The organism is Streptococcus sp. HMSC078D09, from assembly GCF_001813675.1.
In the GTDB taxonomy this organism is placed as follows: domain Bacteria; phylum Bacillota; class Bacilli; order Lactobacillales; family Streptococcaceae; genus Streptococcus.
The window spans coordinates 430,252-456,480 of the sequence record NZ_KV813675.1 but is presented as its reverse complement, the minus strand read 5'-3'; the positions used below and the strand labels follow the sequence as shown (position 1 = coordinate 456,480).

21 protein-coding genes are annotated in these 26,229 nt (G+C 41.0%); 9 read left to right on the top strand and 12 right to left on the bottom strand.

The genetic code is table 11. The features are described from left to right. Positions 1-86: 86 nt before the first annotated feature. Entirely contained in the window at positions 87-944 is an 858-nt protein-coding gene (locus HMPREF2926_RS07465; RefSeq protein WP_070587135.1) for a metallophosphoesterase, read from the top strand. 302 nt (positions 945-1,246) lie between these two features. On the opposite strand, the gene HMPREF2926_RS07460 is transcribed toward HMPREF2926_RS07465, so the two are convergent. The 3 genes from HMPREF2926_RS07460 to HMPREF2926_RS07450 form a co-directional block, all read right to left on the bottom strand. Beyond that, positions 1,247-1,915: an MIP/aquaporin family protein gene (locus tag HMPREF2926_RS07460; protein ID WP_070587134.1), complete on the bottom strand. Its 669-nt coding sequence runs from the start codon at positions 1,913-1,915 to the stop codon at positions 1,247-1,249. Positions 1,916-2,038: 123 nt separating this feature from the next. Next, positions 2,039-4,723 carry a cation-translocating P-type ATPase gene (locus HMPREF2926_RS07455; RefSeq protein ID WP_070587132.1) on the bottom strand — a complete coding sequence of 895 codons (2,685 nt, stop codon included), beginning with the start codon at positions 4,721-4,723 and terminating at the stop codon, positions 2,039-2,041. Positions 4,724-4,926: 203 nt separating this feature from the next. Beyond that, positions 4,927-5,310, bottom strand: coding sequence for a YwiB family protein (locus tag HMPREF2926_RS07450; protein WP_003008038.1), 384 nt, complete (start codon positions 5,308-5,310; stop codon positions 4,927-4,929). 115 nt (positions 5,311-5,425) lie between these two features. Between HMPREF2926_RS07450 and HMPREF2926_RS07445 the strand changes: the two genes are divergently transcribed. From HMPREF2926_RS07445 to HMPREF2926_RS11325, 4 genes are read left to right on the top strand one after another with little or no spacing between them, the layout of a single operon-like run. Beyond that, entirely contained in the window at positions 5,426-6,736 is a 1,311-nt protein-coding gene (locus HMPREF2926_RS07445; RefSeq protein WP_070587131.1) for an HD domain-containing protein, read from the top strand. After that, entirely contained in the window at positions 6,726-7,532 is an 807-nt protein-coding gene (gene yidA, locus HMPREF2926_RS07440; protein WP_049507679.1) for a sugar-phosphatase, read from the top strand. Before HMPREF2926_RS07445 ends, yidA begins: the two co-directional genes overlap by 11 nt. A 3-nt stretch (positions 7,533-7,535) precedes the next feature. Beyond that, positions 7,536-8,747, top strand: coding sequence for an aminoacyltransferase (locus HMPREF2926_RS11330; protein WP_031574026.1), 1,212 nt, complete (start codon positions 7,536-7,538; stop codon positions 8,745-8,747). A 6-nt stretch (positions 8,748-8,753) separates the two neighbouring features. After that, positions 8,754-9,989 (top strand): aminoacyltransferase, encoded by a 1,236-nt coding sequence (locus HMPREF2926_RS11325; protein WP_070587130.1) that lies wholly within the window; start codon positions 8,754-8,756, stop codon positions 9,987-9,989. Between the two features lie 74 nt (positions 9,990-10,063). Here HMPREF2926_RS11325 and tpiA read toward each other — a convergent pair whose 3' ends face one another. The 4 genes from tpiA to ftsW all read right to left on the bottom strand — a co-directional run bounded on the left by tpiA (position 10,064) and on the right by ftsW (position 16,566). Beyond that, positions 10,064-10,822: a triose-phosphate isomerase gene (gene tpiA / locus HMPREF2926_RS07425; protein ID WP_049514632.1), complete on the bottom strand. Its 759-nt coding sequence runs from the start codon at positions 10,820-10,822 to the stop codon at positions 10,064-10,066. A 164-nt stretch (positions 10,823-10,986) separates the two neighbouring features. Beyond that, entirely contained in the window at positions 10,987-12,183 is a 1,197-nt protein-coding gene (gene tuf, locus HMPREF2926_RS07420; RefSeq protein WP_031574016.1) for an elongation factor Tu, read from the bottom strand. A gap of 276 nt (positions 12,184-12,459) precedes the next feature. Continuing rightward, the gene (ppc, locus tag HMPREF2926_RS07415) at positions 12,460-15,285 is read right to left on the bottom strand and encodes a phosphoenolpyruvate carboxylase (RefSeq protein WP_049488868.1); all 2,826 of its coding nucleotides are present in this window, start codon (positions 15,283-15,285) and stop codon (positions 12,460-12,462) included. Between the two features lie 39 nt (positions 15,286-15,324). Then, positions 15,325-16,566, bottom strand: coding sequence for a cell division peptidoglycan polymerase FtsW (ftsW, locus tag HMPREF2926_RS07410; RefSeq protein ID WP_013903874.1), 1,242 nt, complete (start codon positions 16,564-16,566; stop codon positions 15,325-15,327). 249 nt (positions 16,567-16,815) lie between these two features. Here ftsW and HMPREF2926_RS07405 point away from each other — a divergent pair, with 249 nt between their 5' ends. From HMPREF2926_RS07405 to HMPREF2926_RS07395, 3 genes are all read left to right on the top strand, one after another. Then, positions 16,816-17,691, top strand: coding sequence for a GH25 family lysozyme (locus HMPREF2926_RS07405; RefSeq protein ID WP_070587128.1), 876 nt, complete (start codon positions 16,816-16,818; stop codon positions 17,689-17,691). A gap of 141 nt (positions 17,692-17,832) precedes the next feature. Continuing rightward, the gene (locus HMPREF2926_RS07400) at positions 17,833-18,306 is read left to right on the top strand and encodes an aminoacyl-tRNA deacylase (protein ID WP_049488869.1); all 474 of its coding nucleotides are present in this window, start codon (positions 17,833-17,835) and stop codon (positions 18,304-18,306) included. A 22-nt stretch (positions 18,307-18,328) separates the two neighbouring features. Beyond that, positions 18,329-18,952: a histidine phosphatase family protein gene (locus HMPREF2926_RS07395; RefSeq protein ID WP_041818318.1), complete on the top strand. Its 624-nt coding sequence runs from the start codon at positions 18,329-18,331 to the stop codon at positions 18,950-18,952. Positions 18,953-18,988: 36 nt separating this feature from the next. Here the strand turns inward: HMPREF2926_RS07395 and lysS are convergent, their stop codons facing one another. The 4 genes from lysS to HMPREF2926_RS07375 all read right to left on the bottom strand — a co-directional run bounded on the left by lysS (position 18,989) and on the right by HMPREF2926_RS07375 (position 23,923). Next, entirely contained in the window at positions 18,989-20,479 is a 1,491-nt protein-coding gene (gene lysS / locus HMPREF2926_RS07390) for a lysine--tRNA ligase (RefSeq protein ID WP_003016025.1), read from the bottom strand. Positions 20,480-20,749: 270 nt separating this feature from the next. Then, positions 20,750-22,087: an ABC transporter permease gene (locus HMPREF2926_RS07385; protein ID WP_049488870.1), complete on the bottom strand. Its 1,338-nt coding sequence runs from the start codon at positions 22,085-22,087 to the stop codon at positions 20,750-20,752. Then, entirely contained in the window at positions 22,087-22,782 is a 696-nt protein-coding gene (locus HMPREF2926_RS07380) for an ABC transporter ATP-binding protein (RefSeq protein ID WP_070587127.1), read from the bottom strand. The genes HMPREF2926_RS07385 and HMPREF2926_RS07380 overlap by 1 nt, the downstream gene beginning before the upstream one ends. Next, a complete protein-coding gene (locus tag HMPREF2926_RS07375) occupies positions 22,766-23,923 on the bottom strand; it encodes an efflux RND transporter periplasmic adaptor subunit (RefSeq protein ID WP_070587126.1) in 1,158 nt (385 codons plus the stop codon). Before HMPREF2926_RS07375 ends, HMPREF2926_RS07380 begins: the two co-directional genes overlap by 17 nt. A 179-nt stretch (positions 23,924-24,102) precedes the next feature. Here HMPREF2926_RS07375 and gorA point away from each other — a divergent pair, with 179 nt between their 5' ends. Continuing rightward, a complete protein-coding gene (gorA, locus tag HMPREF2926_RS07370) occupies positions 24,103-25,452 on the top strand; it encodes a glutathione-disulfide reductase (protein ID WP_070587124.1) in 1,350 nt (449 codons plus the stop codon). Positions 25,453-25,490: 38 nt separating this feature from the next. On the opposite strand, the gene HMPREF2926_RS07365 is transcribed toward gorA, so the two are convergent. Then, entirely contained in the window at positions 25,491-26,222 is a 732-nt protein-coding gene (locus HMPREF2926_RS07365; RefSeq protein ID WP_070587123.1) for a cyclase family protein, read from the bottom strand. Positions 26,223-26,229: the final 7 nt, after the last annotated feature.

Genomic DNA, 26,229 nt, shown 5'->3' with positions numbered 1-26,229 from the left:
GCCAAGCCAGCTAATTTTCAAAATTTTTCCATTCATTTGTAACCTAATTGTTAGAAAAAAAGATCCTCTTATGCTAGACTGGTAGCATGACAACAGTAGCTTTTATGTCCGATTTACATATTGATTCAAACAACTTTGGAAAAGATGAATTAGAGACCCTTATCACTCTTTTCAAGGACAGAAAAATTCAACATCTCCATATTGCAGGAGATATTGCCAACGGCTTTGAAAAGACGTCACAAGAATTTTTGGCCCAACTCCAATATCAGCTTCCTGTGACCTTTAGCTTGGGAAATCATGATATGTTGGGTCTATCAGAAGAAGCTATGAAACCTTTTGAATTTCAAAAGATTCCTTTTTCAAAGCATACACTCCTTGCCTTTTCTGGCTGGTATGACTACAGCTTTGTTCCTAATCTCTCTCCCCAAAAACATCTCCAAACCAAGAATCTGTTTTGGTTTGACAGACGCCTCCAACGAATGGGAGCTGATCCAGCCATTACCCAACGTTTGTTGCGAGAGCTCGAAACAGAACTCATGCAAGTGGATCAACCCCTGATCATCGCTATGCACTTTGTTCCCCATAGTCAGTTTCTCCTACGCCACCCTTATTTTGAACGTTTCAATGCTTTTTTAGGGAGCCAAGCCTTTCATGAGCTTTTTAGACAATTTCCTGTCAGAGAAGTAATTTTTGGTCATAGCCACCACCGAATGCCAGCAACAACTATTGACACGATCACCTATCATGCCAGACCTTTAGGCTATGTCAGAGAATGGGAGCTCTGCAAACAATTCTTTGAGGTTTTTCCTGAATATGATTTTCCAAAACGATACGACCCCTACAAACGCTATCGCAGAATTAAAGACCTTCCTGAATTTAAAGCCTACAAGAAAAAACAGCTTGCTCATGAATTTTCTCAAGCCATGACTATCCTTGAACTATAAAAAATTGGTCCCTCTGGAACCAATTTCAGACTGAAGACAAAGTCATTTAGAAACTTTCCTTAGGTGAGTACGGACGTCAGCGAACTTCGAAGAAGTTCCATGACTTAGTTTTGGACCTAAGGTTCCAAAACTCCCGAGTGCTAGAAACAAGAGTGTTTCTAGCACTTTTCTCACAAAGGAAAGTTTTAGTTGATGATTGAATAATGCTAACAGTTAATTTTTTTGTCTTTATAAAATTTATAAGATTTGCAAAGAAGAACATTTTATCTACGTTCTCAAAATTGTTCCTCTGGAATCATTTTTTACTCTTCTGTATCTAAGAGATTTTTTGCAACGATTGCTGCGAGAATTCCTCCCACAATTGGAGCCAAGATAAAGATCCAAATTTGTTGGAGGGCTGCACCACCTACAAAGAGTGCAGGAGCCAAGCTACGAGCTGGGTTAACAGAAAGGCCTGTAATGTTCAAACCAACAAGAATGATCAAGGTCAAGCTCAAACCGATGACAAGACCAGCGATTTTCCCGTTTCCTTTAGAAGCTGATGTCACTGTCATGATGACCAAGATAAAGATAAAGGATGCAATCACTTCAAACAAGAAACCGCCAAATGGAGTCACTCCTTTAGCCAAGGCATTTTCACCAAGACTAGCAGTTGACATACCTGAATTGGACAAGAGAAAGAATACTGTTGCAGACGCAAGAACTGCTCCAACCACTTGTGCTGCGATATAGTTAATCAAGTCTTTAGACGACAAGCGTTTGTTGACAAACATAGCAATAGAAACAGCAGGATTTAAGTGAGCACCAGAAACAGTCCCAATAGAGTATGCAGCTGCAACAATTGACAAACCAAATGCCAAGGCAATTCCTAAATGCCCAAGACCTTCAGTCCCATTTCCAAAAACAACAGCACCGGTTCCGATAAAGACAAGCATAAATGTGCCGATAACTTCAGCAAAAAACTTTTTCATAATATAAGTTTCCTTTCTTCAAACTGTTGTCTAGTTTATCAAAAATCCAGTCTGGGCTCAAGAAATATGCCCAGACATCTCTGCAAGCAAAAAAGCCATCCGAAGATGACTTTTGATACGCGATTAAATGGCGTTTTTATCCTTACCAAGTGCACGTTGAACGGCTTTAACGATTTCAACAAGGACAACAATCATAAGGGCACCTACAGCAACCACCAACCATTGTGTCAAGCTCAAATGAGACACGTGGAAGAGTTTATTGAATCCTGGTACCATAATCGTCGCCATTAAGAGAATAAAGGCTACTGGGATAGACCAGTTAAAAGTTTTGTTCTTGAAGAGTCCCACTTTAAAGATCGATTGGTAAACCGATTTAACGTTAAAGGCATGGAGCAATTGGATCAATCCAAGAGTCGCAAAGGCCATGGTCAAAGCATCAGCATGGATTTCTGCCCGGGTAGAGTGTTCAGGAGAAATCAAAGCCCAACCATAGACACCAAGAACCAGCATAGTTTGGAAGATTCCTTGATAAAGGATAGCTCCGAAGACACCACCGTCAAAGAAGTTAGATTTACGTCCACGAGGTTTGTGGGTCATCACGCCTGGCTCAGCAGGCTCTACCCCAAGAGCGATAGCTGGTAAAGTATCAGTTACCAAGTTGATCCAGAGAAGATGAACTGGTTGCAACACATCCCAACCAAAGAGGGTTGCAAAGAAGATGGTGAAGACTTCAGCCATATTGGCAGACAAGAGATACTGGATAGATTTTTGGATATTTGAGAAGACCTTACGTCCTTCTTCAACCGCTACGATAATGGTTGCGAAGTTGTCATCAGCAAGGACCATATCAGATGCTCCCTTAGAAACCTCTGTACCAGTAATCCCCATACCGATACCGATGTCAGCTGTCTTAAGTGATGGTGCGTCATTAACCCCGTCACCAGTCATGGCAACAACTTTACCTTCTTTTTGCCAGGCTTTCACGATCCGAACCTTGTGTTCAGGTGATACACGAGCATAAACAGAGTATTGTTTGAAGACCTTTTGGAATTCTTCATCAGAGAGTTCATTCAACTCAGCTCCTGTAAAGACGTGATCTTCTGTGTCATTTGGATCGATGATACCGAGACGTTTGGCAATAGCTTCCGCTGTATCTTGGTGGTCACCTGTGATCATGATCGGACGGATACCTGCTTCCTTAGCGACACGAACAGCTTCTGCTGCTTCTGGACGCTCAGGGTCAATCATGCCGACCAAACCAGAGAAGATGAGGTCAGACTCAACGATTTCAGATTCCAAGGTTGGGATTTCGTTGCTTGTCTTATAAGCCATCATCAAGACACGGAGGGCTTGTTTAGCCAAGTCTTTGTTAGTGGCAAGGATAGCATTTTTATCTTCTTCTGTGATGGGGCGAACTTCCCCATTGACTTCAATACGTGTCACGCGTTTAAGCAATTGGTCAGGAGCACCCTTGACAGCGATAAAGTATGAACCATCAGCTTCCTTATGGATAGTAGACATAAGCTTACGGTCAGAGTCAAATGGCAATTCAGCCACACGTGGCTCATCCTTCAAGACTTCACGAACATCAAAGTTGTGGTCCAAACCAAACTGTACAAGGGCTGTCTCCGTTGGGTCCCCAATCAATTTACCAGATGGATCCACTTTAGTGTCATTGGCAAAGTTCATGATACGAAGGGTATTGTTGCTAGCAGAAATTTCAGTTGCCGAACTTTGCAATTGACCATTTGTATAAACCTTCTCAACCGTCATTTGGTTCATGGTCAAAGTACCTGTTTTATCAGATGCGATGATTTCTGTTGAACCAAGAGTTTCAACCGCTGGTAATTTACGAACAATCGAATTGCGTTTGGCAAGGGTTGTAGTTCCCAAAGATAGAACGATAGTTACAATGGCAGGAAGTCCTTCTGGAATGGCCGCAACCGCAAGGGCTACCGCAACCATCAAGCCTTCTAATGGATGCTCTCCACGAACGAAGACACCAACTAAGAAAGTAATGACCGCAATCACAACAATTAAGTAAGTCAAGGCTTTAGATAATTGTTCCAAGCTTTGCTTCAATGGTGTTTCAGTCTCATCGGCATTAGCCAACATATCTGCAATCTTACCAACTTCTGTATACATACCAGTGTTTGTTACGACACCAATACCACGACCATAAGTTACATTTGAGTTTTGGTAACCCATATTAACGCGGTCCCCAATACCAGCATCTGCTTCAACAAGTCCTGTCACATCTTTTTCAACTGGCACAGACTCCCCTGTAAGAGCTGCTTCTTCAATTTTAAGAGAAGCTGCTTCAAACAAACGCATATCTGCAGGCACGACATCTCCCGCTTCAAGCAAGACGATATCTCCGGGTACCAATTCTTTTGAGTCAATCTCAATAACATGGCCATCACGACGAACACGAGCCATGGGGCTAGACATATTTTTCAGAGCTTCAATGGCTGCTTCTGCTTGCCCTTCTTGGTAAACCCCAAAGGCAGCATTCAAGACAACAACGGCCAAGATGATCATGGCATCCGTTAGACCGTCCATTCCTTCTGTAATCACAGAAAGTGTCGCTGCCACAAGCAAGATGATAATCATCAAATCCTTAAATTGATCAAGGAATTTAGCTAGTAGGCTACGTTTTTCACCCTCTTCCAACTCATTACGACCATAATTCGCTAAGCGTTCTTGAGCCTGGGCGGTTGACAAACCTTCGACAGATGAGTCCAAGTTCTTTAGGACTTCCTCAGAAGATTGCGTGTAAAACAAATCTTTATTTTGTTCTTTTGACAAAACAGTCTCCTCCTTTTTGGTCTCTTTTTACAAAAAAAGAGACCTGTTTTTTAAAAAAACAAGTCTCGCTGTTTAATATAGTGCCGGAAATAATTCGTAATGACGACACTATCGCGGAAAACCGCCAGCTACTCCCTTGAGTGGTTTTATTATACCATTTTTATAGAATAAAGCAAGCGGGATCTCTAATAATTTAATGAGGTCTATTCTTCCCATTCCACTAGTAATTGATAATTGGCAAATTCCTGTTCTCCATCGAGAGTTAACAAGCGATAAGAGACTTGCAAATGACCTGCTTCTAATTGAAAGAGGTCTGTTGTAATCAAAAACTGCTGAATGCCCATCGGAGTTGGGATGATTGCCCCACCATCTTCATTTTTGTAGAAACGCATGATGGATTTAGGACTTGAGAATCGTGTCATGACCAATTCATCGTTGGAAAATTTCAAAGCAACCTTTTCATCTTCTTCATTGGTATACAAGAGATATTGAAAACCTGCTTTTTCCTTCCATTCACCTTGATAGTACTGATCAACGATTTCCATTTCTTCTCCAAATCGAATAGTATTTTGAATGCGAATCTGCATCTTTCTCTCCTTCTCTTCTTTCATTACCCTACTATTCTATCAAATTTAACGCATTTTGACTGCTCCTATTAGCCTCTAGATCGCAAAATAGGCTTTTTTTTGCTATAATAGACCCATGAATGAAAAAGTCTTTCGCGATCCCGTACATGATTACGTTCATGTGGATCATCCGATCATTTATCAATTAATTAATAGTAAAGAATTTCAACGACTACGCCGCATCAAACAACTGGGGACATCTGGTTTTACCTTCCACGGTGGGGAGCATAGTCGTTTTTCTCACTGTCTGGGTGCCTATGAAATTTCAAGACGAATTCTGTCTATTTTTGAGGAAAAGTATGCAGATCGATGGAATTCTGATGAAAATCTACTGACCATGACAGCGGCCCTTCTTCATGATATCGGGCATGGTGCCTATTCCCATACCTTCGAAGGACTCTTTGGGACCGATCACGAAAAAATGACCCAGCTGATCATCACCAGTCCAGAGACAGAGGTGAATCAGATCCTCTTACAGGTGGCACCTGATTTCCCTAATCGTGTAGCCAGCGTCATTGACCACACCTACCCCAATAAGCAAGTGGTGCAATTGATTTCTAGTCAAATTGATGTGGACCGGATGGATTATTTACTGCGGGATGCCTATTTTACGGGTGCTTCCTATGGAAAATTTGACTTGACCCGTATTTTGCGCGTCATTCGACCGATTGAAAATGGCATTGCCTTCCAACAAAATGGCATGCACGCTGTCGAGGATTATGTGGTCAGCCGTTACCAAATGTATATGCAGGTCTACTTCCACCCGGCTACTCGTGCCATGGAAGTCCTCCTTCAAAATCTACTCAAACGCGCTAGAACCATTTATCCAGATCAGAAAGAGTATTTTCAACTGACTTCACCTCGCTTGATTCCATTTTTTGAAGAAGAAGTCACTATCCAAGACTACTTAAATCTAGATGACGGTGTCATGAATACCTATTTCCAAGTCTGGATGGATAGTCCGGATACCATCTTGTCTGATCTTGCTCAGCGCTATATTAATCGGAAAGTCTTTAAATCGATTCTATTTACAGAAGATAAACGAAAAGACTTAGCAATCCTTGAAAAACTGATTAAAGAGGTTGGGTTTAATCCAACCTACTACACAGCTATTCATCAAAATTTCGATCTGCCCTACGATATTTATCGACCAGAGCTTGAAAAACCGCGGACCCAGATCGAGATGATCCGAAAAGATGGGAGTCTCGCTGAATTATCTCAGTTGTCTCCACTCGTCGCTGCTTTAGCAGGAACTCGCTATGGGGACAACCGCTTCTATTTCCCAAAAGAAATGCTGGAGGTTAATGGACTTTTCAGTAAGCAAGTAGAGGAATTCACTTCCTATATCACCAATGATTATTTTACAGGAGAGACGGATGTCCATTAAATTAGTTGCGATCGATATCGACGGTACACTTCTCAATTCAAAAAAAGAGATCACACCTTCCGTATTTGAAGCCATTCAAGACGCTAAAGCCGCAGGTGTTAAAATCGTGATCACAACCGGTCGTCCTATCGCAGGGGTCTCAAAACTTTTAAAAGAACTCCATTTGATGGATCCTGGAGACTATGTCATTACCTTTAATGGCGGTCTGGTGCAAGAAACTGCTACTGGAAAAGAACTCATCAAAGACCTTTTACATTATGAGGACTATCTCGATATCGAGTCTCTTGCTAACAAACTCCAAATCCACTCTCATGCTATTACTAAAGACGGCATCTATACCAGCAATCGCGATATCGGACGCTACACCATTCATGAATCTCAACTGGTCAATATGCCCCTTTATTACCGGACGCCTGAAGAAGTTCGTGAGAAAGAATTTGTCAAGGCCATGTATATCGATGAACCAGATATTCTAGATGCTGCGATTGCAAAAATCCCTAAAGAATTCAAGGATCGCTTCACTATGGTCAAATCAGCCCCTTTTTATTTAGAAATTCTAGGGAAAACAACCAATAAGGGATCAGCTGTTCTTCATCTAGCTGAACGACTTGGAATTCAGCAAGAAGAAACCATGGCCATCGGAGATGAGGAAAATGACCGTTCCATGCTAGAAGTCGTGGGACATGCCGTCGTTATGGAGAATGGCAATCCAGCTCTTAAAAAAATTGCTACAACTATTACCAAATCAAATGATGAATCTGGCGTTGCATACGCCATTAGAAAGTGGGTATTATAAGAAATGTACCATTACCAGCTAGGAATTTCTGCTAGTGAGCATGATGACTTTGTTATTCAGAGTGACCAAACTAATCTCTTACAAAGCAGCTCATGGGCAAAAATCAAAGATAATTGGGGAAATGAACGGGTTGGTTTTTATCAAGAAGACCAATTAGTCGCTGTTGCTAGCATCTTGATTCAACCCCTGCCACTTGGCTTTTCCATGCTCTACATTCCTCGAGGTCCAATCATGGATTACCAAAACAAAGAGCTGGTTTCATTTGTGATCCAGTCCCTTAAAAAGATAGCCAAACAATACAAGGCCTTGTTTGTGAAATTTGATCCAAGTCTTTTCTTGAGTAAACACTTGATTGGACAAGAAAAGACGGAAGCTCCTACTGTGCAAGCGATGATCGACACCTTAACTAAAGAAGGGGTTGAATGGACTGGCCGAACCAGTGATATGGCAGAAAATATCCAACCACGCTTTCAAGCAAATATCCACAAAGAGTTTTTCACCGAGCAAGATCTTTCAAAATCTACTCGACAAGCCATCCGAACTGCTCGAAACAAAGGAATCCAAGTCCAATTTGGCGGAACCGAATTGTTAGAGGACTTTGCTTCTCTCATGAAAAAGACTGAGGCTCGTAAAAGCATTCATTTACGTGGAAAAGACTACTACGAAAAACTGCTCACAACCTACCAAGGACAATCCTACATTACCTTGTCTACGCTAGATCTCGAGAAACGGAAAACCTCCCTTACAAAAGATCTTGAAAAAAACAAGGCAGAGGCTGAAAAATTCACAGAAAAAACAAAGCCTGGCAAGGTTGAGAATAACCAAAAAGAAAAAGAGCGGATAGAGGAAGAACTGCAATTTCTTGAACAGCATCTCCAAGCAGGTAGACAGATCGTTCCTTTATCTGGGACCTTAACCCTTGAATTCGGTGGGACGTCTGAAAATGTTTATGCAGGGATGGATGAAGAATTCCGCCGTTACCAACCTGCTATCCTCACCTGGTATGAAACTGCCCAACACGCTTTCGACCGTGGTGCTTCTTGGCAAAATATGGGGGGCATTGAAAATTCACTCGATGGTGGTCTCTATCATTTTAAATCTAAATTTAATCCTGTCATTGAAGAATTTGTTGGGGAATTCAACCTCCCAACCAGTCCACTCTATCCACTTGTAAACAAAGTCTACAAGATCCGGAAAAAATTAAGGAGTAAATAAAGTTACATGACTCTTACGACAATTTCAAAAGAAGAATTTACCTCATTTGCAAATACTGTCTCCCATCGCTCTTTTATCCAGTCTGCTGAAATGGCAGATCTGCTTAAAAAGCGAGGAAATACCGTCCAATTTATCGCTTGGAAGCAAGAAGATCAAGTCCAAGTGGCAGCAATCTTGTACAGTCTTCCTATGACAGGTGGTCTCCATATGGAAATCAATTCTGGCCCCCTTTACCAAGAGGAATCTATGCTAGAACCCTTCTATGCAGCCTTAAAAGACTATGCGAAAGAAAATGGGGCTATTGAACTCGTTATCAAGCCCTATGATACCTATCAAACCTTTGACAGTGACGGCAATCCAACCAGTGAAGAGCAAACCCATTTTATGGATACCCTAAAAAAATTGGGCTATCAGCATGATGGTTTAACAACAGGTTATCCAGGTGGAGAAGGTGATTGGCATTATGTGAAAGATATGGAGGGTATCACCGAGAAAAATCTTCTCAAGAGCTTCAGTAAAAAAGGAAAGCCACTTGTCAAGAAAGCCAAATCTTTCGGTATTGAACTGAAACGATTAAACCGAGATGAACTGCAACTCTTTAAGGATATTACTTCCTCTACCAGTGACCGTCGCGACTATCAGGATAAGACCTTGGATTATTACCAAACTTTCTATGACAGTTTTGGCGACAATGCAGATTTCATGATCGCAACACTGAACTTCCACCATTACTACACGAATCTTGAAAAAGACCAAGGAAAACTAGCACAGAAGATTGAGAAATTACAGAAGGATCTTGAAGTCAACCCCAATTCAGAGAAAAAACAAAATCAACTTCGTGAATTCTCTAGCCAGTTTGATACCTTTGAGGTGAGAAAGAGGGACGCAAAAGAATATATTGAAAAATATGGAGATCAAGACGTCATTCTTGCAGGTAGCCTCTTCGTCTATATGCCACAAGAATCCACCTATTTATTCAGTGGCTCTTATACAGAATTTAATAAGTTCTATGCTCCTGCTGTTCTCCAGGAATATATGATGCTTGAAACCATCAAACGTGGTATCCCAAGATACAACTTCCTTGGCATTCAAGGAATCTTTGACGGGTCAGATGGTGTGCTTCGTTTCAAACAGAACTTTAATGGCTACATCGTTCGTAAGATGGGAACCTTCCGTTATTATCCCCGTCCTCTTAAATACAAAATGATTTCTCTCATTAAGAAACTTTTAGGACGTTCCTAACTCAAAAGACCAGCTTTGTAGCTGGTCTTTTCTACTATAAAAAAGACGAGAAACCTCTCGCCTTTTATATGTCATTATTTAACGAAGTCAAGCAATGCCAAGAAGCTTTCAGCTTCAAGTGATGCACCACCTACAAGAGCTCCGTCAACGTCTGGACAAGCCATGTATTCAGCAACATTTTCAGGTTTAACTGAACCACCGTATTGAACACGTACTTTGTCAGCCACTTCTTGACCAAAGTCAGCAGCTACAACGTCACGAACAACTTTACACATTTTTTGTGCATCGTCTTGTGAAGCAGATTTACCAGTACCGATAGCCCAGATTGGTTCGTAGGCGATTACTGTTGAAGCGACTTGTTCTGCAGTCAATCCAGCAAGAGCAGCTGAAACTTGAGCACCTACGAATTCTGCTGCTTTACCAGCTTCGTAAGTTTCAAGAGACTCACCACAACAGATGATTGGAAGCATACCGTTCGCAAAGATTGCTTTTGCTTTTTTGTTGATGTCTTCATCAGTTTCGTGGAAGTAGTCACGACGTTCTGAGTGACCGATAACAACGTAGTCAGTACCGATTTCTTTCAAAACTTGTGGGCTAGTTTCACCAGTGAAGGCACCAGCATTTTCAAAGTAAGTGTTTTGTGCAGCAACTTTAAGGTTTGAACCTTTAGCAGCAGCAAGTACAGCTGTCAAGTCAACTGCAGGAGCTGCGATGCCAGCTTCAACAAGATCAGCTGAAGGAAGTTTTGATGCTACAGCTTCAACGAATGCTTTTGCTTCTTCTGGATTTTTGTTCATTTTCCAGTTACCAGCGATAAATGGTTTACGTGACATTTCACATACCTCTTTTTTCTAATTTTATACTATCTATTCTACCATAAATTTCGTCATAATGAAAGGTTGCACAAGCTCATTTTACTTTTTACCAAAATAAAAACCCCGTCTTCACGGGGTTTTCTGTCTGTCTATATAATTGTTAATCTGGGAACTAGATCGAATTAAGCTTCGATTTCAGTAACCATACCTGAACCAACAGTACGTCCACCTTCACGGATTGAGAATGTAGTACCTTGTTCAACGGCGATTGGGTGGATCAACTCAACGTCGATAGTCACGTTATCACCAGGCATTACCATTTCAGTTCCTGCTGGAAGTTCGATAGATCCAGTCACGTCAGTTGTACGGAAGTAGAACTGTGGACGGTAGTTGTTGAAGAATGGAGTATGACGTCCACCTTCTTCTTTAGTAAGGATGTAAACTTCACCTTTGAATTTAGTGTGTGGGTTGATTGAACCTGGTTTAGCGATAACTTGTCCACGTTCGATTTCATCACGTTGGATACCACGAAGAAGCACACCAACGTTATCCCCTGCAAGACCTTCGTCAAGTTGTTTACGGAACATTTCAACACCAGTAACAACTGCTTTTTGGATTTTTTCTTTGATACCAACGATTTCGATTTCATCATTGACACGAACAACACCACGGTCGATACGTCCTGAAGCAACTGTACCACGTCCAGTGATTGAGAATACGTCTTCGACTGGAAGAAGCAATGGTTTGTCAGTATCGCGTTCTGGTTCTGGGATGTACTCATCAACAGTATCCATCAATTCCATGATGATATCTTCATATTTAGAGTCACCTTCAAGAGCTTTAAGAGCTGAACCTTGGATAACTGGAAGGTCATCACCTGGGAAATCGTATTCTGAAAGAAGGTCACGGATTTCCATTTCAACCAATTCAAGCAATTCTTCATCATCAACCAAGTCAACTTTGTTCATGAAGACGATCAAGTGTTTAACACCAACCTGACGTGAAAGAAGGATGTGTTCACGTGTTTGTGGCATTGGTCCGTCAGTTGAAGCTACTACAAGGATAGCTCCGTCCATTTGAGCGGCACCAGTGATCATGTTTTTAACGTAGTCCGCGTGTCCTGGAGCGTCGATGTGAGCGTAGTGACGTTTAGCAGTTTCGTACTCAACGTGTGCAGTGTTGATAGTGATACCGCGTTCGCGTTCTTCTGGAGCAGCATCGATAGACGCATAGTCTTTAGGTTGGTTAACTGATGAAGGCAAGCGACGTGCCAAAACAGTTGTGATTGCTGCAGTTAGGGTAGTTTTACCGTGGTCAACGTGTCCGATTGTACCGATGTTAACGTGCGGTTTACTACGATCGTATTTTTCTTTTGCCATTTGAGTAAAAGCCTCCAATAAAATATATTTTATAGATAGACAGTAGGCAATACAGTCTAACTTTCCTTACTATTCTATCGAATTTTAGATAAAATTGCAAGCCTTTTACCTATATTTTCTTAATTATTCCTCTTCTTTTCTTTTATTTTGTCATCTTACAGAAAGATCTTGATCAAGCTTTGAAAATTCTCATTTAAAACCTGCTATTCAAGCTCGTTAATCATCTTCTATCACTTCCTTCCAAAGCTAAAAAATCGGAACAATTGTTCCGATTTTTTAGCCTGAATTCCGTAGTCCTGTAGCAACCCCATTGATGGTGATATGGATCAGCTTGTCTTGATCGGCTGGTAGTTGTCCAGTCCGTTGACGTCGAATCAATTCTAACTGAATATAGTTCAAGACGTTAAAGTATGGCATCCGATAGTCCAAACTTTCTTTCAAATAAGAGTTTTCCGCGAGTAATTCTTCTTGTTCCTCAATCATCAAGATGATATCCTTCGTCAATTGCCATTCATGTAAGATAATTTGATAAATATTGCGCACTTCTTCTTCTTCACACAATTGCGCGTACTCAAAGGCAATATCCATATTGGCTTTTGATAAGACCATGTCCACATTTGACAAGAGAGATTGGAAGAAAGGCCAGTTTTTATACATGTATCGAAGGGTTTCGATATTCTCAGGATCCTCATCGATAAATTCCTTAAAGCTAGAACCTACTCCGTACCAACCAGGGAACATCACACGACTTTGTGACCAAGAGAAGACCCATGGGATGGCACGTAAACCACCAATTTCTGTAATGGTCTTACGAGCAGCTGGACGCGAACCAATATTAAAGCTAGAAATAGCCTTGATCGGACTTGATTCAAAGAAGTAGTCATAGAAGTGCTCATTTCCAAAGACCAAATCACGATAGATATCATAACTACGATTCACGACTTTATCCATGACTTCCCCGAAACGATCGAACATAGAGAATGGACTCTTTTGTTCGGCAATCATTCGGTTAATGGTTGCAGAGACGAGCATCTCAAGGTTGTAATAAGCGGCATCTTTATTTCCATATTTATTTCCGATTACTTCCCCTTGCTCAGTTAAGCGAATTCGGTCATTAATCGATTTCAATGGTTGAGACGTGATGGCTTCATAAGTAGGACCTCCACCACGGCCAACGGTACCACCACGGCCATGGAAGAAAGTGATCTTCACTCCAAACTCATCTCCAATTGCGGTCAATTGTTGTTGAGCTTTAAAGAGGGTCCAACAAGAAGACAAATAACCACCGTCTTTATTGGAATCAGAGTAACCTAACATAATTTCTTGGTAATTATTCTTAGAAGCAATCCAACGTTTAGCGATTGGAAGTGACAAGTAGCTTCTCATGGTTTCTTCTGAATGATCCAAATCTTCAATTGTTTCAAACAATGGAACAATTTGCACACGTGCTTTTTCAGTATCAATTAAGCCCACTTCTTTTAACATCACTGCCAGTTCCAACATATCTGATACGCTTGTTGCATGGGAGATAATGTTTTGACGGATAACTTCTTCACCCAAGCGATCCTTCAATTCACGCGCTGTCTGGAAAATCGCCAATTCTTTTTCAAGCAACTCAGATTTATCGGCATGGGTTGCTGATAAAATACGTGGGTCTTCTAAGAGTTCTTTCAAGAGAATCTGACACTTTTCGTCCTCTGATAAATCTGAATAATGATCATTAATCCCTGCTGATTTCAGCAATTCTGCCACACAGGCTTCATGCACACTAGAATCTTGGCGCATATCAATAGATGCAAGGTAAAAACCAAAGACATCGATAGCTTCTAGGAGTTCTGCAAACTCACCGGAAATCAAATACTCTGATTTATTTTCTAACAAGGAATCTTTAATCTTTTCAAGATCTTCTTTAAACTCTTGAGCGGACGCATAAGCTGGAGATTCTTTAGCAGAAATCTCTTTTAAGGCGCCTGAAATCCGATTATCAATATAATCAGAAACGGGCCCTTGTTGGTGATTACTTGCTCCCAATAATCTCTCTACCGCATAGCGGTCTTCCCTTGTTTCACCAACCATAGTCCATTCTTTTAAGTTAACCAAGGTTTGGATCAATTTTGATTGGATATAGTGGAAAGCACGACGGTAAGGTTCTTTTTCGCGAAAGACTGACGTATCACTTGACAAGGCAGCCATCTCAGCTACCGCTTCACTAGTATTAGAGAGACTAGTTGAAAGTGAGAAATGACGGTATAATTTAGAAATCTTTTCAATGTAATAGTTCAAAATGACTTCACTTTGAATGGTTGCTGAACGTTTTAAAGTATCAGCCGTCACAAAAGGATTTCCATCCCTGTCTCCTCCAATCCACATTCCCATTGTAATTGGATGTGGTTGTTCGAGCTCTAAACCATGTTCTTTTGCTAAACGTTTGTATTCCAACACGAGGTTTGGAACAGCTTGTAAGAAGGAACTATTGTAATACTCCATGACGTTGGTGATCTCATTTGTCACCTTCAATTTTTTATCACGGATCATATCCGTTTGCATCATGATTTCAATATTACAACGAAGGTTATTATACCACTTATTCTCATTGATCAATCCTGCTTTAACATCCCGATGTTGGCGAAGTAAAGCATGAATATGATTGGTCAAATCCAGCATGGTCTTTCTTTGCACTTGAGTCGGATGGGCCGTTAAAACGGGTACAATATTTAGATTTTCTAAAATTTCTTGTGCATCTTCATTTTTTGCAACTTCTTTAATCGTTGAAGAAAGTTTCCCAAGATAATCGCCATCCACATTATTAAGATGATTGATTTCATAAGCTAAATCGACATCTTCAGAGATGTTGATCAAAAGTGGTAAAATCGCAAAATAGCGTGAGATTACCGTCATTTCTTCATTAGACAATTGTTCTACTAATTGGTTCAAGTCACGGTAATTCTTTGTTTTCGATAGATCCTTTAATTGTGAAATTTTTTCAAATGTCTCCGGACAAACAAGATTTTTAGTAATATCATCTAATAGATCTGTTAGAATTTCGGCTTCTTCTTTGACAATGTCTTTATTTCTAAAGTTCTCTAATTTTTGTAAGACCATTTTTTCTCCTTTATTGATCGTAGTCTAGCAAATACAAATTTAGTAATAAGATTTAATTTTACCCTTTTCCTCAAAAAGGATTCCTTCCTGCTTCATTCTTAGTCTTTTTTCACTAGCATCAATATTAAGAACAAAAGCAATAGCTACAGATAAGACCCATAAGCTGTTCCCTCCTTGGGATAAGAAAGGAAAAGTTACCCCAGTAGATGGGATCAAACCCGAAATTCCTCCGATGTTAATAAAGGTTTGCACCAACATCATGCCACCAATACCAATGGCCATCATAGAATTAAAAGGATTTTTTGCTCGAATTCCTACTAAGATCACTCGAAGAATCAAGAAGAATAAGAGTGCAAGGATCAAGCTAGCTCCAACAAAACCTAATTCTTCAATCACAATCGCAAATACAAAGTCAGTGTGTGCTTCAGGTAGATAACCTTGCTTTTCAATTGAATTTCCTAGGCCTAATCCAAACCATCCACCGTTACTCATGGCATAATAGGAATTGGCCAATTGGTGACCTGCACCAGTCAAGTCATTAAATGGATTGAAGAAGGCACTAAAACGTTTGGCTACATAACCAAAAACAGGAATTTTAGCGACACGGTCCACACCAATGATCCAAATTGAACCAAGAATAATCGCCGATCCACTAACGACTAAACCAAGCAGAGAAGTGAACCAACGGTACCCCACTCCACTAGCCGTAATCATAATCAAGACCGTTAAAGCCAAGATGGTTGCATTTCCTAAGTCGGGCATAATAGCAACGATTCCAATGAGAATCAAAGTCAACCAACGCCAATCAGTTAAATTCCTAGGAATCCACTCATTATGGGTCAAGGCTTGATAATCATAGTCACGTATTTCATCTTGCCGTTTAGAAAAAATTAAAGCTAAATACCAGACTAAAATAACCTTAAGGTACTCCGCTGGCTGGATACTGAAGCCTCCAGGAATTGTCAACCAACCATGAGCCCCATTGACCGTATCAGTAACAAACCTTGAAAGAAGTAACAAAATTACCTCAATAAAGATAATAACAGCTAAAACTTTCTTATTTCGAAGAAAGTTTAAACTAAACTTGTAGATCAATGCAATGGTCAAGAGACTGAGGATAAAAAAGAGCCCCTGCGTCCGCACCATCCGGATCGAACTCACTCCACTTTGAATCGCTAAGGCACTTGTTGTCGAATAGACTACAATCAAACCAATGATGGATAAAATCAAATAGGGAATGAGGATGGAATAATTTAAAAGATGTCTTTTATCAATTTTCATAGTTCACCATATTCCTAATGTTCAACCTTCATTATATCATTTTTAAGAAGCAAAACCAAGGAAAGGCCAGAAAAGATTCGGCTTCTTCTCTATTTTTAAGTAATATTCTATTGATTCTTCTTATTTTCATATATTTTTATCCTTTTTCGATGAAAATATTCCTTTTTTTTAAAAAATAATGGCTGAAATCAGCATCTTTTAAGCATTAAGTTTTGCCTTTTCGTTTTTTTTACGGTAAAATGTTTCTGTATGAGAAAAAGGATAAAACCCGCTGTTCTCTTGGTCTTTTTTATCGGTATCATTTCTTTTCTCGTTCTTTCACGAACGATTGCCGATCTGCAAGCAAGAGAGCGACAAGAAACAACCAAAACCATTCCGAACTCCAATACACCTCGAAAAACAACTACTGCAAGCTCTTCTTCAAAAAAAGAAGAAGACATCAATCCAGAACTGGTTGGCCGTCCCATCATTGATATCTCGGGCTGGCAATTACCAAGCGAAATTGATTACGATGTCCTCTCCCAAAATGTGGGAGGTGTGATTGTTCGCGTTCATAGTGGAGCCCAAGCTAAAAAGGAAAATGCAGCAACCTACTTAAATGGTCTGGATAAATCTTTTAAAACCCATATCCAAGAATTCCAAAAACAAAATATCCCTGTCGCAGTCTATGCTTATGTCGCTGCTAAGGATAAAAAAGAAATGGAAAAAGAAGCAGAAGAATTTTACAAGGCTGCTTCTCCTTACAAGCCGACCTACTATTGGTTAGACGTTGAGGAAAAAACTATGAAGGATATGAATGCAGGTGTTGAAGCCTTCCGAGCAAAACTACAAGCTCTTGGTGCAAAAAATATTGGAATCTATATCGGAACCTACTTCATGGAAGAACACAGTATCTCCACTGATAAATTTACTGCTCTTTGGATTCCAACATATGGATTTGATGATGGCTATTATAATGCTGCGCCAGATACCAATACGGAATATGACTTGCATCAATATACCTCTCAAGGGCAATTAAATGGATTCTCACACTACTTGGATCTCAACCAAATTGCTCCGACGCAAGACCAAGAAGCGATTTATCGGAAACTTTTCAAGGTACAAAAAGATGGCTCTTCCTCATAGCCTTAAAACAGCAGATCAAGTGATCTTCACTTTTTCTGCTGTTTTCTATTTTTAAAGGAGAAAGCAATATCACCGCTATTATATGTTATAATGGTCTAATGAAATCTGATTTTGTAGAGAAAAAGAGAAAAGGAGAAAGCCATGGCAAAAAAAAATAAAGTAAAAAAAACCTTGGTCGAACAGATCTTGACAAAAGCAAAAATTGAGCACATAGGCTTACAAATCAACGCTTTAGAAGGGATCTTACCAGAAGGTATTGATCGCTCTACTATTTTCAAAACCCTAGCTCTCAAAGGAGATAAAACGGGTCCCGTGATTGGGATCATTCCTATCACGGAGCATCTTTCAGAGAAAAAATTGGCCAAATTATCGGGAAATAAGAAAGTGGCAATGATTCCTCAAAAGGATCTCGAAAAAACAACAGGTTATATTCATGGTGCCAATAATCCGGTAGGCATTCGTCAAAAGCATCCTTTTCCTATCTTTATCGATGAATCTGCCCTTCAGTTAGAAACCATGATCGTATCTGCTGGGGAAATCGGCCATAGTATTCAAATCAAACCACAACTTCTAGCAGACTTCGTTAAAGCGACTTTTGCAGATATTTTGGAATAAAGACAGAGAAGGAGCCAAGATTGTGAAACTATATTTTATTCGACACGGACGGACAGAATGGAATGAAGAGGGACGTTTTCAGGGATCAAACGGCGATTCTCCGTTGTTACCAGCCTCCATTCATCAGCTTGAAAAATTAGGAAAGCACCTGGCTACCGTTCCTTTTGATGCAGTATTTGCAAGTGATCTGCCACGAACAGTCCATACCGCACAGATCATCCTCGATCAATTGGAGACACCTCTAGAATTGCAAGCAACGCCTGCTCTACGTGAGTGGAATTTGGGAAAACTGGAAGGGGCTAAAATTTCTACCATTTCAGCTATCTATCCCCAACAAATGGATGCATTTCGCCATAACCTCGCTCGCTTTCAAAATGAAATCTTTGATGCAGAATCTGTCTATGAAACGACTAAACGTACCTGTGATTTTGTAAAAAGCCTGAAAGGAAAAGAGCTCGATACTGTTCTCATCGTTGGACACGGAGCTAATTTGACAGCTTCTATTCGAACCTTGCTTGGTTATGAAACTGGAGAACTCCGCAAAAATGGCGGACTAGACAATGCCAGCGTGACGATTTTGACAACAGATGATTTTGAGCACTATCACTTAGACACTTGGAACGACACTTCTTATATGGAAGACTAAAAAACACTGATCTTGCGATCAGTGTTTTCTTTTAGCTTATTTCATAGTTGGGAAGAGAAGGACGTCGCGAATTGTTGTTACATTTGTCAACAACATAACGAGACGGTCAATACCAATTCCAAGTCCACCTGTTGGTGGCATACCATATTCGAGGGCTTCAACATAGTCATAGTCGATGCCTGTAGCTTCATCATCTCCCAATTCTTTAGCACGCGCTTGCGCTTCGAACCGTTGCAATTGATCGATCGGATCATTCAATTCCGTAAAGGCATTCGCATACTCTTTGGTCATGATGAAAAGTTCGAAACGGTCAGTGAAGCGTGGGTCTTCTGGATTTTTCTTAGCCAAAGGTGACACTGCTACTGGGTGACCGTAAACAAAAGTTGGTTGTGTCAAGGTTTCTTCAACGAATTCTTCGAAGAAGGCATTGATAATTTGTCCCACTTCTGTGTAGTGTTTTTCAACTGGTACATGTTTTTCGTTTGCAAGTGCTACAGCTTCTTCAAAGGTCATGTCTTGCCAGAAGTCAACGCCTGTGATTTCTTTGATTGCATCAACCATGTGAACCCGTTTGAATGGTTCATTGATTTTGATCTCTGTTCCTTGGTAGTCAATTGGACCATCACCATGGACCGCTTTCGCAGCATGTTGGATAATGCCTTCTGTTAAGTCCATGATATCATGGAAGTCAGCGTAAGCTTGATACACTTCGATCGAAGTGAATTCAGGGTTGTGAGTGGCATCCATTCCTTCGTTACGGAAGATCCGTCCGATTTCGTATACGCGTTCCATCCCACCAACAATCAAACGTTTCAAGTGAAGCTCCGTCGCGATACGAAGCACCATGTCAATGTTTTGCGCATTGTGGTGAGTGATAAATGGTTTGGCAGCCGCACCCCCAGCTTCATTGTGAAGCACTGGTGTTTCCACTTCAAGGAATCCCTGACCGTCTAAATAACGACGGATTTCAGAGATGATTTTTGAACGGGTTACAAAGCGTTCGAAGCTTTCACGGTTTGAAATCAAATCCAAATAACGTTTGCGATAGATGGTTTCAACGTCTGAAAGTCCGTGGAATTTTTCAGGCAAAGGACGAAGGGCTTTTGACAAGTGAGTGATATGAGTTGCTTTAATCGAAAGTTCACCCATGTCTGTGCGCATGATTTCCCCTTCAACTCCAAGGAAATCACCGAGGTCTGCTTTTTTGAAGATCTCGTAGTTTTCTTCTCCAACAGCATCCTTACGAACGTAGATCTGAATTTGACCTTCTCGGTCTTGAAGATGGGCAAAGCCAACCTTTCCTTTTCCACGTTTGGTAACAAGACGACCTGCAATAATAGCTGTTTCGTTCAAGTCGTGGAGTTGTTCTTTATCTAATTCTGAATATTTTTCTTTTAATTGACCTGAATTTGCAGTACGTTCGAATCGCTTCCCAAATGGATCGATTCCTTGTTCACGAAGGGCCGCCATTTTCTCACGACGGACAATCTGCTGGTCATTTAATTCTTCCATATGTTCAGTAGTCATTTGGAACCTCCTAAGTTATTCTTCCCTATTCTATCATATTTAGACCAGAAATTCACTAATATTTGCCAATTAAACAAAAATAAGATGGAAGAAAAAATGCAGCTTCTTGAATGAATACTCAAAAACATCTGAAGACCGTCGTTGACTGTCCAAATAGTTTGACCTGTATAAGACGAGATGATTGAAAAGGTTTCGACAAGCTATTCCACAACAGCATCAAAAAGGAGCGTGGAGAATCTTGAACCATTCATCCTGACTCGCTCCTATTTTTTATTCATAACGAAGGGCTTCGATCGGATTTAACTTAGAAGCCTTATTCGCTGGTAAAATTCCAAAGATAATGCCTACAAAAGCAGAGAAAATAATACTGCCGATAGCGACATTTAAGGAAATAATCGGTGGTCCTTCTAGGGAGGCTACTGCGAGTGTAGTAATCAAGCTATTCACACCATAAGCAAGGCCAAGTCCAATTAGCCCACCAATGATGGTTAAGACCATAGACTCAATCAAAAATTGAACCAGAATCTTACCCCGAGTTGCACCCAATGCTTTGCGAAGGCCAATTTCTCTCGTCCGCTCAGTGACAGAAACCAACATGATATTCATGACTCCAATCCCACCAACTAAGAGAGAAATCCCTGCAATGGCACCGATCACTGTCGTCATAATTCCTACTACTTTGTTGGTTTCCTCTAGGATGCTATCCAAATTAAAGATTTGGAATTCCCCTTGGCGAACACCTGATAGCTCTGTTAGCTTTTGAGCAGCTTCGATCCCAACGGTTTTGATTTGCTTCACATCCGGTACATAGACGACAATATTTTGAATTTCATCCGTTCCGAATTCAGAAGCCAGTTGGGTATTGGCCATCAAGGCACTTCCACCTGAAGAAGCTCCATAGAGGGCTGTCCCTGCATTTGGATCTTTAAACACACCAACAACCCGATAATTATTGTCTCCAACAGAGACCACCTGATTCAGCGGATTCTCAGATCCAAATAATTGTTGAGCCAATCCTTCATCAAGGAGCACAACCCGTGAAAAATTACTATAGTCTGAAGGAGTTAATTTTCGTCCAGATAAAAGCTCAACCTTTTTGACAGAAAAATAGGTCTCATTTACTCCTTGGATGTTCACTCCGTCTGCTTTTTTCTTTTGAAAAGCAATGGTTGCATTGGAGGTATTGCTAACATAGTAACCATCGATGCCTTGAATCTTGGTTAATTCCTTAACCCAAGATTCTTGCACAACTGGTGGTGCTTCTTGGACTTGACCATCAATATCTTCAGCATTTTCCCCATCAATATCCGATGGAGCAGCCATCCCTCGATCTTCAGCTGCAGGGCCACTTTCGCCTCCACCCTCACCTGTATCTTCAGAAGGGCCAATATTGATTCCTGTCACATAGCCACTCTTGTTGGGAGAATAAGAGATTTGTACATACTCTTGGTCCTTGGTAAAAGTCTTGGTGACACCAGCTTTCATACCATCTCCCAGAGCCATGATGACAACGACAGAAGCAACCCCAATAATGATCCCTACCATGGTCAAGAAAGACCGTAATTTATGACTCATAATCGAGCTGATCGCAAATTTCCAATTTTGCATTAGGTCCCCCTTTCCAGCTTGCTATCTGAGGAGATCACTCCATCACGAATGACGATGCGACGATGCGCAAAGGCTGCAATTTCTGGCTCGTGTGTAACCATGATAATGGTTTTTCCTTCTTGGTTTAACTTGGTTAGCAAATCCATTATTTGCTCTCCCGTCTTTGTATCTAGTGCACCGGTTGGTTCATCTGCTAAGACGATGGCGGGCTGATTAACCAGTGCTCGGGCAATTGCCACCCGCTGTTTTTGACCTCCAGAGAGTTCCGAAGGCAAATGGTGCATGCGAGAATGAAGCTCTACCTTTTCAAGATATTGCTCAGCTAATTCCTTTCTTTTAGCAGGATGAACCCCTGCATAAATGAGAGGGAGTTCTACATTTTGAAAGGCATTGAGCTTGGAGAGAAGAAAGAATTGTTGAAAGACAAAACCAATCTGTTCATTTCGAACACGCGCTAATTTTTTCTCACTGAGATTTCCAACCTCCTGACCTTCTAGAAAATACTCTCCACTGGTCGGGCGATCCAACAGGCCAATGACGTTCATCAAGGTTGATTTTCCTGAACCAGACGGGCCCATAATGGCCACAAACTCTCCCTCTTCGACTTCTAAATCGATGTCTTTTAAGACACGAAGTTCCTGGTCTCCATTTCTATAGGTTTTATTGATTCCTTTTAGTTCAATCAATTTTGTCATATTTTCCGATCTCTTTTCCATCTTCCAGTTTCTCATTAGGATTCACAATAACTTGGGCATCTTTCTTCAAGCCTGACAAGATTTCCTGGTTTTCTGCATCGGCGTTACCAAGCGTCACTTTTACTTTCTTAGCCTTACCATTTTCGACCGTCCATACATAGCTCGTATCCCCATCAGCCATGACACTGGTCACGGGAACAAGGGGATGTTGGGTAGAACTTTTGACTTCAATATTGACAGAAAAGCCTTGTTTGAGTTCCCCAATGTCACTAGTAATATCTACTGTGAATGGGTACTTGGCTCCACCACTTCCTTGTGTTCCACCTGCTGCATTGGCACCTGCTTGAGCCGCGTCAGTCGGATAATTCGCTACATAAGAAATCTTTCCTGTCCAGGTTTTATCCGGATAAACTTTGGAAGTGAGAACCACTTCCTGACCTTCAGAGATATTGGCCAAATTGTATTCAGATAATTCCCCTTTGACTTGTAAATTTCCGTTACTCACAATGTGAACCAGAGTTTGGTTGGTCCCTGTAGTCGATTTTGAAACATCTTTATTAACTTCGACCACAGTACCATCTGTATTACTCTTGACAGTTGTCGCATCCAGAAGAGCCTTAGCCTTGTTCATATTATCGACTGCATCAGACTTGGCATCTCGTAAATCGCTAGCTTGAGAATCGACAGTCCGTTGGGTCTGTGAAGCTGACTTGGCATCTGCCTCTTCATCTCCTGTCGTATCAATGGTCACACCATTTGTCAGTAGATCATTTAACTGACGGTCTGCCTTATTGACAGCACGAACGGCTGCATCATAAGCGGTTTGGGCCTCTGTACTGCTATATTGAACGATTGGCTGACCGGCCGTCACTTGATCTCCGACATTGACCAAAATCGACTGCAAATCCCCTTTGGTTCCATCAAAATAGACATACTGTTCTTGGTTGGCAGTGACTTTCCCAGTTAACAAGACTGAAGAAGCGATCGATCCATCCTTGACCGTTTGCACCATTGGAGTTTCTTTCGTGATTGCCTGATCAGGAGTACTTGGGTGCGAAAACATCATCACACTTCCTGTTCCAATCACCACAATTGCCGCACCTGCGGCTGTAAATAGTTGCCATTTTTTCAATTTCTTCATCGTTTTTCTCCATCAACGAAAGCGTTTTATTCTATACCATAGTATACCATATTTCCTTACTTTTCTATCTAAAATTGACACAGCAAAATGAAATTTAAATGCTTGGGAACATGCTAAACTCTTGACTTTTGTAACAATTGATATTACAATCAATCTGAAATCCCATTTAGGAGGAAAACATGAAAGAATTTGATATTATTTCAATCGGTGGAGGCAGTGGAGGAATCGCTACCATGAACCGAGCTGGAGAACATGGAGCACGCGCTGCCGTCATTGAAGAAAAACAATTGGGGGGCACCTGTGTCAACAGAGGATGTGTGCCTAAAAAGATTATGTGGTATGGTGCACAAATTGCAGAAGCTATTCGCGATTATGGACCAGACTATGGTTTTACTTCTGAACAAACAAGATTTGATTTTGCAACCTTAAGAAAAAATCGCGAAGCCTATATAGATCGTTCTCGGAATTCTTATGATGGTAGTTTTAAACGCAATGGAGTCGAATTGATTGAAGGTCGTGCTCGTTTTGTGGATGCTCATACAGTTGAGGTAGATGGAGAAACCATTAAGGCCAAGCATATCGTGATTGCGACCGGTGCCCATCCTTTCATCCCTTCTGTTCCTGGAGCAGAATTCGGCGAAACTTCTGATGATGTCTTTGCTTGGGAAGAACTCCCTACATCTGTTGCCATTATTGGGGCAGGCTACATCGCGGTGGAACTAGCCGGTGTGCTCCACCATTTAGGCGTTCAAACAGACCTCTTCATCCGAAAAGATCGGGTTTTACGTAGTTTTGATTCCTATATTACCGATGGCTTAATGGAAGAAATGGAAAAACAAAACCTTCCACTTCACAAACATAAGGTTCCCATGAAGCTTGAAAAATTAGCAGACGGTCGTGTGAAGATATATTTTGAAGATATGACCAGCCACGTGGCAGAACATGTCATCTGGGCAACCGGGCGCAAACCAAACGTCCAGGATCTCAATTTGGAAGCTGCAGGTGTCACCTTAAATGAAAAAGGATTCATTGCAGTGGACAAATACCAGAATACAGTTATTCCAGGAATCTATGCCCTTGGCGATGTCACAGGAGAAAAAGAATTAACACCTGTCGCTATTAAAGCTGGACGCACTCTTTCTGAACGACTATTCAATGGAAAAGTCAATGCCAAAATGGATTATACTAGTATCCCGACCGTTGTCTTTTCTCACCCTGCTATCGGTACCGTTGGCTTAACAGAGGAAGAAGCCCAGCAAACTTATGGAAAAGAGAATATCAAAGTCTATACTTCTCAATTTGCTTCTATGTACACCGCTGTTACCCAACACCGCCAGCAAGCAAAATTTAAACTCATCACTGCAGGACCAGAAGAAAGAGTCGTTGGCCTTCACGGTCTTGGCTACGGAGTGGATGAAATGATCCAAGGATTTGCAGTTGCTATCAAGATGGGAGCGACAAAAGCCGATTTCGATGCAACTGTCGCCATTCACCCAACTGGATCCGAAGAATTTGTGACCATGAGATAAAAAATAAGCTTGAAGTCTTTGTACTTCAAGCTTTTTTCTTATGGTAAGATGGCAATGGCACGAACCGGTGAACCGGTTGCCTTGTCCCAATGAGGGAAAGCAATCGAAATTAAGGCACCTACAGCTGGGACTTGATCCAATTGGTTCAAGACTTCAACTTGGTAGATGTTTTGTTCCAAGAGGTAGTATTCATTGACCAAGCCATGCTCTGCTACTGGAATACCTGCATCGGTATCAAAGGTTTCATGACCCACTGCTTTGACATGACGTTCATGAATCAAGAATTCCAGAGCTTCACGGCTCCATCCTGGACTTTGTTGAACCCCATTTTCATCAAGGTTGCGCATAGCATCTTGATCCGGCCAACGTTTTGACCAATCACTACGGAAGGCCACAAAAGCACCCTCTGCAATTTGTCCATGCTCTGCTTCAAAGTCTAAGATATCTTGTTTGCTCAAGATAAAGTTTGGATTGGCTGCAACTTCTTTAGACTTGTCGATAACATAGAGTGGCAAGAGGAGATCTTTAAGGGCAATCTCATCTAACCAACGACCACCTTCTACAAAGTGAATTGGTGCATCGATATGCGTACCGTATTGACCAACCACTGTAAATTTTTGAACATGGAAACCATCTTTTAGTGTGAAGAGATCTTCTTGTTGTAAAGCAGGAAGGGCTGGGAAGTGTGGACTTTCCGCATTGATCTGATGACTCAAATCCACCCATTTTTTAGCTTGCAATTCTTTATAAATACTTAGTAAATCTGACATGTTTCTT